10 protein-coding genes are annotated in these 13,318 nt (G+C 65.8%); 4 read left to right on the forward strand and 6 right to left on the reverse strand.

All coding sequences use genetic code 11. From position 1 onward, the window contains the following. Positions 1-72: 72 nt before the first annotated feature. The 3 genes from ACVOLO_RS08245 to ACVOLO_RS08255 all read right to left on the reverse strand — a co-directional run bounded on the left by ACVOLO_RS08245 (position 73) and on the right by ACVOLO_RS08255 (position 3,591). Positions 73-1,560 (reverse strand): VWA domain-containing protein, encoded by a 1,488-nt coding sequence (locus ACVOLO_RS08245; RefSeq protein ID WP_481569763.1) that lies wholly within the window; start codon positions 1,558-1,560, stop codon positions 73-75. Positions 1,561-1,818: 258 nt separating this feature from the next. Then, the gene (gene zapE / locus ACVOLO_RS08250; RefSeq protein ID WP_481569764.1) at positions 1,819-2,916 is read right to left on the reverse strand and encodes a cell division protein ZapE; all 1,098 of its coding nucleotides are present in this window, start codon (positions 2,914-2,916) and stop codon (positions 1,819-1,821) included. Between the two features lie 3 nt (positions 2,917-2,919). Then, positions 2,920-3,591, reverse strand: a complete 672-nt coding sequence (locus ACVOLO_RS08255; protein WP_481569765.1) for an alpha/beta hydrolase — start codon at positions 3,589-3,591, stop codon at positions 2,920-2,922. Positions 3,592-3,654: 63 nt separating this feature from the next. Here ACVOLO_RS08255 and ACVOLO_RS08260 point away from each other — a divergent pair, with 63 nt between their 5' ends. Beyond that, positions 3,655-4,515 carry an EamA family transporter gene (locus tag ACVOLO_RS08260; protein ID WP_481569766.1) on the forward strand — a complete coding sequence of 287 codons (861 nt, stop codon included), beginning with the start codon at positions 3,655-3,657 and terminating at the stop codon, positions 4,513-4,515. A 172-nt stretch (positions 4,516-4,687) separates the two neighbouring features. Here the strand turns inward: ACVOLO_RS08260 and ACVOLO_RS08265 are convergent, their stop codons facing one another. From ACVOLO_RS08265 to ACVOLO_RS08275, 3 genes are all read right to left on the reverse strand, one after another. Beyond that, complete coding sequence (locus tag ACVOLO_RS08265) at positions 4,688-6,421, reverse strand: ExeM/NucH family extracellular endonuclease (protein WP_481569767.1); 1,734 nt, start codon at positions 6,419-6,421, stop codon at positions 4,688-4,690. Between the two features lie 120 nt (positions 6,422-6,541). After that, the gene (locus ACVOLO_RS08270) at positions 6,542-7,060 is read right to left on the reverse strand and encodes a c-type cytochrome (protein ID WP_481569768.1); all 519 of its coding nucleotides are present in this window, start codon (positions 7,058-7,060) and stop codon (positions 6,542-6,544) included. A gap of 149 nt (positions 7,061-7,209) precedes the next feature. Beyond that, the gene (locus tag ACVOLO_RS08275; protein WP_481569769.1) at positions 7,210-7,827 is read right to left on the reverse strand and encodes a TetR/AcrR family transcriptional regulator; all 618 of its coding nucleotides are present in this window, start codon (positions 7,825-7,827) and stop codon (positions 7,210-7,212) included. Positions 7,828-7,973: 146 nt separating this feature from the next. Here ACVOLO_RS08275 and ACVOLO_RS08280 point away from each other — a divergent pair, with 146 nt between their 5' ends. The 3 genes from ACVOLO_RS08280 (at position 7,974) to ACVOLO_RS08290 (ending at position 13,304) form a co-directional block, all read left to right on the forward strand. Beyond that, complete coding sequence (locus ACVOLO_RS08280) at positions 7,974-9,137, forward strand: isovaleryl-CoA dehydrogenase (protein WP_481569770.1); 1,164 nt, start codon at positions 7,974-7,976, stop codon at positions 9,135-9,137. Positions 9,138-9,359: 222 nt separating this feature from the next. Next, complete coding sequence (locus tag ACVOLO_RS08285) at positions 9,360-10,970, forward strand: carboxyl transferase domain-containing protein (RefSeq protein WP_481569771.1); 1,611 nt, start codon at positions 9,360-9,362, stop codon at positions 10,968-10,970. Positions 10,971-11,333: 363 nt separating this feature from the next. Continuing rightward, complete coding sequence (locus tag ACVOLO_RS08290; protein WP_481569772.1) at positions 11,334-13,304, forward strand: acetyl/propionyl/methylcrotonyl-CoA carboxylase subunit alpha; 1,971 nt, start codon at positions 11,334-11,336, stop codon at positions 13,302-13,304. Positions 13,305-13,318 lie beyond the last annotated feature (14 nt).

The raw sequence follows: 13,318 nt of genomic DNA on the forward strand, positions 1-13,318 counted from the left end.
CAAGCACCCCTTCAGCACCGTGGATGCGGGGATTCCATCCCCGCCTACGGCCTCACCTTCCCCACTTCCCATTCAAGGCAGCTGCGCCAGCTCCTCGCGCACCAGCCGCACCACCAGCTTGTCCAGGGTATCGACCGAGTAGTTGCTCACCTCATGCACCGTCTCGCTGCCGGGGCCGCTGGACGGATCACTGGCGTCCTTGTAGGTGAGGAAGATGAAACGTCCGCCGGTGTACTGCGCGATCTGCCGCTGCACGATCTCGCCGGTGGTGTCCTGGCCGGACGCGGCCACGCTGAACACCTTGATGCCCTTGCCCAGCGCGGCCAGCATGGTCTGCTCGTAACGCGGCTGCGGATAACCCATCTGCGGCGGTGCGTCGGCCAGTGACACCAGCACGCGCGTGGTGGAGGGCCCGCGCCAGTTCAGCGCCTGCACCGAATGATCGAAAGCTTCATTCATGGCTTCGGGGAAGTCGCCGCCGCCATTGGCCCGCACACCATCGAGCACCTGCTGGAACGCTGCCACGTTGTGGGTCATGTCCCAACCGCGCACGAAATATTCATCGCCGCGATCACGGTAGGTCACCAGGCCCAGGCAGATATCCGGCTGCGACGGCAGCTGGCTGATGTCACGCACGATGCCCTGCAGCGAATTGCGCAGCTTGTCGATTTCATCGCCCATCGAGCCAGTGGCGTCGACCATGAACACCAGGTCCAGTTTGGCCCGCGCCGGCACTGCGGCATCGGCCATCACCACCTGCAAGGTGTTCTTCTGCCCGCGCTGCAATGGCGCGCTCACGGTCTTGCCAGCACGACGCACCTGCACCTGGTAGCTGGCCGAATCACGGTCATCAAAGGCATTGGGGTGCAGCCACACCTGGCCGCCGGCATCGGTGCGCGCCCACATCCGCGCGCCGTTGCTGGCACTGACCGCCACTTCGGCATCGGGTACCGGGCGGCCCTGTGCATCCACCACCTTCAGGCGCTGACGCACGCTGATGTCGCGGCCCAGTTGTTTGGATTCCTCATGCCCCTGCAGAAACTGCAGGAAGCCACCGAAGTCGGCGTTGTCGTCGACCACGCCGGCGGTGACCGGGGCTTGTTGTTGCTGATGCGCGCGCGGCGCTGACGATTCGAGGCGGAGTGCGGCATCGGCCGCATGAAGCGCATCGACGGTCGCGGCTACCTCACTGGCCGGCGACGGCGGCGCAGCCGGTGCGGGCGCAACCAGGCTTTCCATCACGGCGGTACGCTCGGCACTCCCAGCACTCTTCATGGCGGAACGGAAACGGCGACTGGATGGCCCGGTCAGGTGCTCCTGTGCACGAGGACTGGGATCTGCCACTTCGCGCAGCACCGGCGTGTCGCTGCAGGTCGTTGCCGTCGGCGCCTGGAAGTTCGGCCGGGTCTGCCGCACACGCAACGAGGTCGGCGCCTGCAGGTCGCCTTCCACCACCGGAGGCGAGGCCGGCGCCAGACGCGCCGCGGTCACCACCGGCAGGCCGACCAGCAAGGTGGCAATGGCAGCGAACGCCGCGGTGCGTACGGGCCGCTTCAACATGGTTCCATTCGAATGACGCATGGTCGCTGCTCCTGTGCGAGGGATGGGCCGCGTATGGCGGCGTGCAGGAACAGGAACGGGCGACGATGGAGGATGGGGTTAAGAGGACGCGATGTAGTGCCGAGCCATGCTCGGCAGCGGCCTTCCCGGTGACGCTTGGTGCCATGCTGCGCGGCAACGGGCTTCGCCCGCTCCCCTCACCCCAACCCCTCTCCCGCACGCGGGAGAGGGGCTGCAAGCGGATTGCGATGCTCTGGGTTACCCATTCCGGTGCGCGGTGCCCAGGTACTCGGCGCTCTGCATTTCAATCAAGCGACTAGCTGTGCGCTCGAAGGCACCGGCCAGGCGGGTGCCGGAATACAGCAGCGGCGGGGCATCCTGCGCGGTGCAGACCAGGTTGACCTGGCGGTCATACAACTCGTCGATCAGGTTGACGAAACGCCGCGCGGCGTCTTCGTTCATGCGGTCGAAATGCGGAATGCCACCGAGCAGCACGGTGTTGAACTCGCGGGCGATCTCAATGTAATCCGACGGCCCGCGCGGGCCTTCGCACAACGCAGCGAAATCAAACCATGCAATGCTCTTGCCACGGCCACGCACCGGAATCTTGCGGCCTTCAATGGCGATGTTGCCGCTGCGCGAATCCTCGCCGCCGCTCAGTTCCTTCCAGCGTCCGCCCAACCAGCTTTCACTGTCAGCATCCAGCGGCGCGCGGTACACCGGCGAGCGGGTCAGCGCGCGCATGCGGTAGTCCTCGGTGCCTTCGGCGTACAGCTCCACGCAGTGCTTCTGCAGCAGCGCGATGGCCGGCAGGAAGCTGTCGCGCTGCAGGCCGTTGAGGTACAGGTTTTCCACGGCGGTGTTGGAGGTGGTCACCAGGGTGATGCCCTCGGCGAACAGGCGCTCCAGCAAGCGCGCCAGCAGCATCGCATCGCCAATGTCTGTGACGAAGAATTCATCCAGCACCAGCACGCGCAGGTTGTTGCGCCATTCCTGGGCAATCTTGGCCAGCGGATCGCTCTGCCCCTGGTGTTCGCGCAGGCGCTCGTGGATACCGCGCATGAAACGATGGAAGTGGGTGCGATACTTCTTTTCGATCGGCAGGCCGTCGTAGAACAGGTCCACCAGGAAAGTCTTGCCGCGGCCCACGCCGCCCCAGAAATACAGGCCCTTGACCGGCTCGGGCTTCTTCCAGAACGCGGACAGGCGGTCCAGCCAGCCGTCCTGCGCCGAATCCACCAGCGCTTCGTGGATGCGGTCCAGTTCGGCCAGGGCCGGGTGCTGGTCCGGATCGTCGCGCCAGTCGCCGCGGGCCACGCCGGCGGCGTAGCGCTGTGAGGGAGTCATTGCGTCCATGCCTCAGCTGCTGCTGTCGGGCAGCCAGCGCCGCACTTCGTGCTGGATCGCGCCACGCAGGTCGATCAGCTTGCGATGGAAGAAGTGCGTGGTGTCGGGCATGCGCACCAGCTGCGGCGGGTTGTCCAGCGACTCCAGCCACTGGTACACGCCCTGCGCATCGACGATTTCGTCGGCGTCACCCTGCACCACCAGCCAGTTCGACGGCGGCTGCACCTGACTGAAATCCCAGGTGCGGCGGCCCACCGGCGGGGCCACGGAGATCAGTGCCTGCGGCTGCAGGGCAGCGGCCGCACGCAGCGAGACATAGGCACCAAAGCTGAAACCGGCCAGCCACAACGCGCTGTCCGGGCGTTGGCTGCGCACCCAGTTGGCCACCGCGCGCAGGTCGTCGCCCTCACCTTCGCCATTGTCGTAGACACCGGCCGAAGCACCCACGCCGCGGAAATTGAAGCGCACCGTGGTGATGCCCAGGTCGCGCAACGCGCGCGAGACCATGGTTACCACCTTGTTGTGCATGCTGCCGCCTTCAATCGACAGCGGGTGGCAGATGACCGCGATGATGGGCCGCGGCGCAGCGTCGCCATCGGGGAAGTCGACGCCAATCTCCAGCGGCCCGACCGGGCCTTCCAGGGTCAGCGTCGCCGATTCGTGGGGGAATGTAGGCATTTGCATGCGGCCATAATACCGGCCCTGTCCGGCGGCTTCACCGCCCTTGCCTTCACGGTAGCTGAAACGATGTATTTCCTGATCCTGAGCGTGGCCTGCAGCGTGCTGGTGTCGGTGCTGCTGAAACTGGCCCCGCGCCGCGGCATCGACATCGCCCAAGCGGTGACCTGGAACTACCTGGCCGCCAGCGTGTTGTCGCTGCTGCTGCTCAAACCCTCGCTGCAGACGCTGCAAAGCGGGCACACGCCGTGGCTGGCACTGCTGGGCCTGGCGGTGGCGCTGCCCGGCATTTTTCTGGTGCTGGCGCGGGCGGTGCACGAAGCCGGCATCGTGCGCAGCGATGTGGCCCAGCGCCTCTCACTGCTGCTGTCATTGGCGGCGGCATTCCTGCTGTTTGGTGAGCATGCCAACGGCTGGAAACTGGCCGGCCTGGGGCTGGGGCTGCTGGCCATCGTCGGCGTAAGCGCGCGCAACGGTGAAACCGGCAGTCGCGCGGGCGGCAGCTGGGGCTGGTTGCTGGGTGTGTGGGTCGGCTTTGCGTTGATCGACATCCTGCTCAAGCGCGTGGCGCTGGCGGGTACGCCCTCAACGGCTGCCTTGCTGGTCAGCTTCGGCATCGCCTTTGTGTTGATGCTGGCGTGGCAGCTGCAGCGGCATTTCAGCGGCAGCGCGCGACTCACCCTGCGCAATGTCGGCTACGGCCTGCTGCTGGGCCTGATCAACTTCGGCAACATCCTGTTCTATGTGCGTGCGCACCAGGCAATGCCGCACAGCCCGGCGACGATCTTCGCCGGCATGAACATCGGCGTGGTGTGCCTGGGTGCGCTGGTCGGGGTTTGGGTATTCGGCGAGAAGACCAGCGCGTGGAACCGTGCGGGTCTGGCGTTGGCGGTGGTGGCTATTGGATTGATTGCGCGCGGGACGTTGTGAGGTCTTCTGCTGGCCTGGAGCAACAGCAAAGGCACCCCTCCCCCGCCCTCCCCTTGGCCTTGGGCCAAAGGGAGGGGGTCAAGAGCAGCTGCGCTGCAATCAGACAGGTCGCAGGGAACAGCCCCCCTTTGACGCAGGCAAGGGGAGGGTTGGGGGAGGGGTAGCTCCCGCCTTACGGCTCAAACCCCAACAGCAACGGATCATGGTCCGAGCTGCGCCACGGGCCCGGCACGTTGCGGCCTTGGTAGCCGACATCGTCGGCTTCATCGGCGTTGATGTGCCATTCGGCCGCACCCTTCAGGCGCGCCGCCATGCCCGGGCTCAACAGGGCATGGTCCAGGCGCCCGGTCAGGCCGTTGTAGACGTAGCTGTACGGCTGCTCGACGCCGGCCACCTTGAACGCGTCCTGCCAGCCATCGGCGTGCAAGGTGCGGATCGGGTCTTCCATCGCATAGGCGTTGAAGTCGCCCAGCAGCACGGCATCGGTGCTGCCGCTGCCGGTGGGGTCGCCCTGCAGCCATTGGTGCAGCAGACGCGCCGATTCAACACGGGTGGCGTTCCAGCAGCCCTGGCCATCGTTCTGGTCGGCATTGGCGCCGCTGGCTTCCGAGCAGCCCTTTGACTTGAAGTGGTTGGCCACCACCACGAACGGTGCGCCGGTGCGGCCCATGCGGAAGGCCTGCGCCAGCGGCACGCGGCTGCGTTCGCCGAACGGCTCGTGCTCCAGCACCGCCGGCTTGCCCACCGGCTTCACCCGGGTGCTGCGATAGATGATGCCCACGCGGATCGGGTTGTCACCCGGGCCCTGTTTGGCGTCGACAAATTTCCAATCGCCGTCCTTGCCCTGCCCCTGGTTGAGCGCACGCACCAGCTGGTCGATGGCAGAACCCGGGCCGTAGCCGTCGTTCTCCAACTCCATCAGTGCCGCCACGTCAGCATTGAGGCTGCCGATGGTGGTGACCAGCTTGGCCTGTTGCGCGGCCTGTTGTTCCGCCGTCTTCGCGCCGCGCAACGTCGGATAGCCGCCGCCCTTGCCGTCGCCGTTGAAGTAATTCTCGAGATTGAATGCAGCAATACGCAGACCGCCATCAACGGTCGGCGGCTGCAGCGGGCGCAGGCCGGTGCTGACCCGCAGCGGCGCGGTCAGCTGCAGGCGATAGTCGCCGTCAAAGCGCTGGTCAACGATGCCCTGCACCTGGCTCAACTGTGCGCCGGTACGCAGCACCACGTCCTCGGCCAGATACGGCACGCTGCCCGGATCGCGCTTGCTGCTGCCATCGTCCAGGCGCAGACGACGCCGTGCGTTGTCGGCCAGTACGGCGGCCTGCTCCGGGCTGCCGGCAGCGGCCACCTCGCTGGGCTGCCACAAACGCCCGCCGAACGCGGCGGTGAGTTCACCAAAGCGCTGCAAACCCTCCTGCCCGGCCAGGGTCAACGGCGCGGCGATGCGCACCCGCATGCCTTCCAGTGCTTCCCAATTGGCCGGCACGTCCTCAAGCACCGTCACCGCCGGTGCCGTGCGCGTTGCTGCCGCACTCACCTTGTCGGCCTGCAGTACGGTCAGCGTCTGGCCGCCCTTGCCGGCGGCCTGCTCCTGCACCATGCCGCTGAGGCGCAGCCACTGACCGACCTGCACTGCCTGGCCCTCGGGCAGGCGCACGAACAAACCGTCGGAGGTCGCTGCATCGCCGTCACCGGCATCCTGCACATACACCCCGCCCAGGCCATCGCGCATGTCGGCGGTGATCATGGCCTCCACCGTCACCGGCTTGCCTTCATAGGGGCTGCGCTGCGCGCTGCCCTGCACCTTGCCGATGGGCAACACGGTTGCCGGGGAGGCTGCCAATACCGGGCCGGTGCAGGCCGCAACCAGGGCCAGGGCAAGCAAGGAGGGGGAACAGCGCATGGACAACTCCGATGGAAAGCGGAACAGGGGTAGCGAAAACAGAAGCGCCGCCTCAGGAAGGCGGCGCTGGATATTCTGCAGCAATCAGGCCGGTTGCCCGCTGCCGAGTCTGGCGGTTTTCTATTTCAGGTTGTCGAGCATCCAGTCCACTGCCGCGTGGATCTGTTCCTCGCTGAGCCCGGCATTGCCACCCTTGGGCGGCATGATCCCGCCGTCCGGGCCGGTATATCCCTCGATGGCGTGCTTGTAGAGGGTGTCCTTGCCCTGGGCCAGGCGCGCATCCCAGTGCGCGTGATCCAGCGTCGGCGCCAAGCCCACGCCATTGGTGTGGCAGGCGGTACAGAGGTTGTCGTAGATCACCTTGCCGTCCAGCGTACCGCCGTAGGCACCGCTGGCCATTGCTGCAGCGGAGGCCGCCGCCGCAGCGGCCGCCTGCGCCGATGCGCCGGTGGCCCCGGCGTACACCGCGCCCACCGGGGCAATGCGTTCTTCAATGCGTTTGGTCACCGAGGGTGAAACCTCGGCGGGAATGGAGCGCTGCAGGAACGAGGCGAAGATGATCAGGCCGATCGTGATGATGGCCAGAATGGCGATCACGATGGAAAAGCGCTTGAGAAACTCGAGGTCGTAATTCCGCACGTCTCAACACCCCTGGCGAGTAGTCGGTGGACCATGGCTGTCGGCGAGTATAGACCAGCGCATGGCACCGCCCGCAATGGGCGCGGATGCGGCAAAACGTGCGGCAACGCAGCATCTTCAGCGCATCGCGCGAGCCCCGCTGCCGCGGCTCAGGCAGGTACCGGCGCACCCGCCGCACGCAGGCACAGTGCGCCGATCGCATCGACCAGGTGCTCGCCATCGCGCAGGCCGTCACGGCTGGGCGCGGTGGGGCCGACCAGCGCCTCGGTGAAGGCGCCGACGATGCAGGCCGCACTGATGTCCAGGTCCTGCGCGGGCAGCTCGCCACTGCGCACGCCGTCATCGAGGATGCGCTTGAACACATCGCCGAACAGCCGCCGGCAACGGATGCGCTCGGCCTCCACTTCCGGGTCCACCGGCTCGGCGATGAAGGCATAGGCCAAACCCGGGCCGGCCATGGCACGGCGCACGAACGAGGCCACCGCCCGCTGCAGCCGCTGCGGCGCCGGCAATGCTTCATCGGCAATGGCCGACAGGATCTCCAGCTCATGCTCGACCGCCGCAGTCAGCACTTCCACGAACAACTCCGCCTTGGACGGGAAGTGGCGGTAGATCAGCCCGGTGGATACGCCCGCCTCGGCCGCCACGGCGGTGATCGGTGCATTGCGGTAACCGCCTGCGGCGACCAGCCGGCGGGCCGCGGCCAGGATTGCCTCGCGGTTGCCGGCGAGGCGTTTTTCCATCAATTCCGAGCGTTTGTAAGCCATGGGCTGATTCTAGGTTCAATTTTTGAATTTGTGTTCACTTTTTTACCGCGACCCGCTAGGCTGCGCGCAAACGCCCGTGCTGGCGGCCTTGCCCGTCACCCCCAACCCGGAGCGCCCCCTCGCCAAGCCGTACTGGAGCCGCCCCCATGCACATCCCCTCCCTGTCCTTCGATCTCGGCGAAGAGATCGACATGCTGCGCGAAAGCGTGGCCCAGTTCGCCGCCACGCATATCGCGCCGCTGGCCGCCGAGGCCGACGCGACCAACCACTTCCCCAACCAACTGTGGCGCCAGCTGGGCGAACAGGGCCTGCTGGGCATGACCGTGGAAGAGGAATACGGCGGCACCGGCATGGGCTATCTGGCGCATGTGGTGGCGATGGAGGAAATCTCGCGCGCGTCCGGTGGCATTGGCCTGTCCTACGGCGCGCATTCCAACCTGTGCCTCAACCAGCTGCGCAAGAACGGCAGCCCAGCGCAGAAGCACAAATACCTGCCCAAGCTGTGCAGCGGTGAACACATCGGCGCGCTGGCGATGAGCGAACCGGGCGCCGGTTCGGACGTGGTGTCGATGAAGCTGCGCGCGGACAAGCGCGGTGACCACTACGTGCTCAACGGCAACAAGATGTGGATCACCAACGGCCCCGACGCCGACGTGCTGGTGGTGTATGCCAAGACCGATGCCAGCGCCGGTTCGCGCGGCATCACCGCCTTCCTCATCGAGAAGGGCATGAAGGGTTTTTCCACCGCGCAGAAGCTGGACAAGCTGGGCATGCGCGCGTCCAACACCTGTGAGCTGGTGTTCCAGGATTGCGAAGTACCGGCAGAGAACGTGCTGGGCGAAGTCGGCGGCGGCGTGAAAGTGCTGATGTCCGGCCTGGACTACGAGCGCGTGGTGTTGTCCGGCGGCCCGCTGGGGTTGATGGCGGCGGCGCTGGATGTGGTGCTGCCGTATGTGCATGAGCGCAAGCAGTTCGGTGAGGCGATCGGCACATTCCAGTTGATCCAGGCCAAGCTGGCCGACATGTACGTCGGCTTCAATGCCTGCCGCGCGTATGTGTACGCCGTGGCCAAGGCCTGCGACCAGGGCCGCACCACGCGCCAGGACGCCGCCGGTGCCATTCTGTATTCGGCGGAGAAAGCGACCTGGGCCGCCGGTGAAGCCATCCAGATTCTCGGCGGCAACGGCTACATCAACGAATACCCGGCCGGGCGTCTGTGGCGCGATGCCAAGTTGTATGAGATTGGAGCAGGTACTTCCGAGATCCGCCGCATGTTGATTGGGCGTGAGTTGTTCCAAAAGACCGCTTGATGCCGCTTAAGCCCCTCTCCCGTTCACGGGAGAGGGGTTGGGGTGAGGGGAGGCTCCCAGCAAGCAGGCCCAATGCTTTTGGAAGCCCCCCTCATCCGCCCCTTCGGGGCACCTTCTCCCGCAGGCGGGAGAAGGGACGGAACTGCAACAGCAAAAGCAAAGCAACAGCCCCGCTGCCATGTTTCCGCGCGCAGACAGGCTCCAGAACCCAGGACTTCGGCCATGACCATCCTCACCACCCAACTGCAACCCGGCAGCGAAAGTTTTGAAGCCAACCGCATCGCGATGCAGGCGCAGGTTGATGATCTGCGCGCCACGCTGGAGACCACCGCGCGCGGTGGCAGCGATGCGGCACGGGCCAAGCACACCGCGCGCGGCAAGCTGCTGGTGCGCGAGCGCATTGATGCGCTGCTTGATCCCGGCAGTCCATTCCTCGAAGTGGCTCCGTTGGCGGCGCACGGCATGTACGCCGACCCGGTGCCCGGCGCCGGCATGGTCGCCGGCATCGGTCGCGTGTCCGGTGTGGAATGCCTGATCGTCGCCAACGATGCCACCGTCAAGGGCGGCACCTATTACCCGGTGACGGTGAAGAAGCACCTGCGCGCGCAGGAAATCGCGCAGCAGAACCGCCTGCCGTGCATCTATCTGGTCGACTCCGGCGGCGCTTTCCTGCCACTGCAGGATGAAGTGTTCCCGGACCGCGATCACTTTGGCCGCATCTTCTACAACCAGGCCAATCTCTCCGCGCAGGGCATCCCGCAGATCGCCTGTGTGATGGGCAGCTGCACCGCCGGTGGCGCCTACGTGCCGGCGATGAGCGACGAGACGGTGATCGTCAAGGAACAGGGCACCATCTTCCTCGGCGGCCCACCGCTGGTGAAAGCGGCCACCGGCGAGGTGGTCAGTGCCGAGGAACTGGGCGGTGCCGATGTGCATACGCGCATTTCCGGCGTGGCCGACCACATGGCCGACAACGACCTGCAGGCGCTGGCGCGGGTGCGCGCAATCATCGCCAGCCTCAACTGGCGCAAGCCGGACGCCGGCATTGCTCTGCAGGCCAGCGAAGCGCCGCTGTTCGATGCGCAGGAACTGTACGGCGTGATCCCGGCCGACACGCGCAAGCCCTACGACGTGCGCGAAGTAATCATGCGCGTGATCGATGGTTCGCGCTTTGACGAGTTCAAGCCGCGCTACGGCAACACGCTGGTGACGGGCTTTGCACATGTGCAGGGTCATCCGGTTGGCATCATCGCCAACAACGGCATCCTGTTCTCCGAGTCAGCGCTCAAGGGTGCGCACTTCATCGAGCTGTGCTGCCAGCGCAACATCCCGCTGGTGTTTCTGCAGAACATCACCGGCTTCATGGTCGGCCGCAAATACGAGCACGGCGGCATCGCCAAGGATGGCGCCAAGCTGGTGATGGCGGTCGCCAACGCGCGTGTTCCGAAGTACACGGTGGTAATCGGTGGTTCGTTCGGTGCCGGCAATTACGGCATGTGTGGCCGTGCGTATTCGCCGCACTTCCTGTGGATGTGGCCGAATGCGCGCATCGGGGTGATGGGCGGTGAGCAGGCGGCCAGTGTGCTGGCCACGGTCAAGCGCGACGGCATCGAGGCCAAGGGTGGTGTGTGGTCGGCCGAGGAGGAGGATGCGTTCAAGCAGCCCATCCGTGATCAGTTCGAGCAGCAGGGGCATCCGTACTACGCCAGTGCGCGGTTGTGGGATGACGGGGTGATTGATCCGGCCGATACGCGGCGGGTGCTGGGCTTGGCGCTGGCGGCCAGTCTCAATGCGCCGGTGCAGGACACGCGGTTTGGCGTGTTCCGGATGTGATGCACATGCAGCCCCTTCTCAAGACAACGTCAGGAGCAAGGGCTTTCACTCCCCTTTGGGGAGCGAGTTACTTTTCTTTGCTTGTGCAAAGAAAAGCTAACCAAAAGAAAGCACCCCCTGCCTCCGCGCCCGCGATGCTGCGCATCGCCGGTTCACTCCGCCAGCAGGATTTTTCGACGAGACATCCCTGTCTCGTCGAAAAACGACGCACATCCTTGTGCGCCGCCCCTTCGGGGTCTTTTCTGCCGGCTCCGTCGCTGCGGAAGGGAACCCGAAAATCAAGATCACCCGCCAGAGCAAAGCTCGGCCTCCCAGCATCTGCTCTCCGCCATCTCTCCGGCACGGCACTCAACGGATAACGTCATGTTCAACAAAATCCTGATCGCCAATCGCGGTGAAATTGCTTGCCGCGTCATCGCTACCTGCCGTCGCTTGGGCATTGCCACCGTGGCGGTGTACTCCGATGCAGATCGCAATGCGCGGCATGTGCGCCTGGCCGATGAAGCCGTGCACATCGGTGCGGCGCCGGCGGCGGAAAGCTACCTGCGTGCGGAGGTGATCCTCGATGCGGCACGCCGCAGCGGCGCCCAGGCCATCCATCCCGGCTACGGCTTTTTGTCGGAGAACGCCGGCTTTGCGCGTGCCTGTGCCGAAGCCGGCATTGTCTTCATTGGCCCGCCGGCCAGCGCCATTGATGCCATGGGCGACAAGAGTTCGGCCAAGGCCTTGATGCAGGCGGCCAATGTGCCGTTGACACCGGGCTACCACGGTGACCGCCAGGAGCCGGAGTTCCTGCGTGCCCAGGCCGATGCCATTGGTTACCCGGTGCTGATCAAGGCCAGCGCCGGTGGCGGTGGCAAGGGCATGCGCAAGGTCGAGGCCAGTGCTGATTTCGAGGCCGCGCTGGCCAGCTGCCAACGCGAGGCACAGGCGTCGTTTGGCAATGCGCATGTGCTGGTGGAAAAGTACGTCGAACGCCCGCGTCATATCGAAATCCAGGTGTTCGGCGACAGCCAGGGGAACGTGGTCTATCTGTTCGAGCGCGATTGCTCGGTACAACGCCGCCATCAGAAGGTACTGGAAGAAGCACCCGCGCCCGGCATGACGCCCGAACGGCGCGCGGCGATGGGCAAGGCCGCCACCGATGCCGCACGCGCGGTGGGCTATGTGGGCGCCGGCACGGTGGAATTCATTGCCGGGCCGGAGGGCGATTTCTATTTCATGGAAATGAACACCCGGCTGCAGGTGGAGCACCCCGTCACCGAGATGATCACCGGCACCGACCTGGTCGAATGGCAGCTGCGCGTTGCCGTCGGCCAGCCGCTGCCGAAGACGCAGGAGCAGCTGAGCATCCATGGGCATGCGCTGGAAGCGCGCCTGTATGCCGAAGATGCCGACCGCGGCTTCCTGCCTTCCACCGGCACCCTGCGTCACCTGCAATTGCCACAGTCCAGCGCCAACGTGCGTGTCGATGCCGGCGTTGAGCAGGGCGATGCAATCACCCCGTACTACGATCCGATGATCGCCAAGCTGATCGTTTGGGACGTGGACCGCAACAGCGCGCTGCAGCGCATGCAGCGTGCCCTGGCGCAATGTCAGGTGGTCGGTGTCACCACCAATGCAGCGTTCCTGCGCCGGCTGGTGATGACCGATTCGTTCCGCCACGCCAACCTGGATACCGCGTTGATCGAACGTGAGCGCGACGCGTTGGACATCCAGCACAGCGCTGCAACATCAGCCGATTGGGCCGTGGCTGCGGTACTGGCGGCCAATGACCATGCCGGCGCAACTAACGACCCTTCGCCGTGGGCGATCAACGATGGCTGGCGCCTGACCGGGCCGGCCGCACGCTCGGTCATGCTCGAGCATCTGCAGCAGCAACAAACGCTGCAGGTGCGCAGGCAGGCCGACGGCTGGCAGGTGCTGGTCGGCGAGGAGCAGGTGCAGGTCGTTGGCACGCTGCAGGGCAACCGGCATGCCCTGCAGGTCGGCGATCGGCTGCACCGCGGTACGGCGCTGCGCGATGGCAATGCGCTGCACGTCTTCGGTGATGAACGCCAGCAGCATTTCATCCTGCACGACCCGGTCGCCGAAGCCGACACGGCCAACGATCACGGCGGCAGCCTGCTCGCACCGATGCCCGGCCGGATTGTCTCGCTGCTGGTCGAGCCGGGCAGCAGCGTCAGCCGCGGCACCGCGTTGCTGGTGATGGAAGCGATGAAGATGGAGCACACCCTGCAGGCCCCGGCCGACGGCACCGTGCACGGCTTCCGCGCCAAGGCCGGCGACCAGGTGGGCGACGGGGCGGTGCTGGTGGATTTTGAGGCCAGCTAGCCACACCGCATCAT

It is taken from the genome of Stenotrophomonas sp. STEN056, from assembly GCF_056759635.1.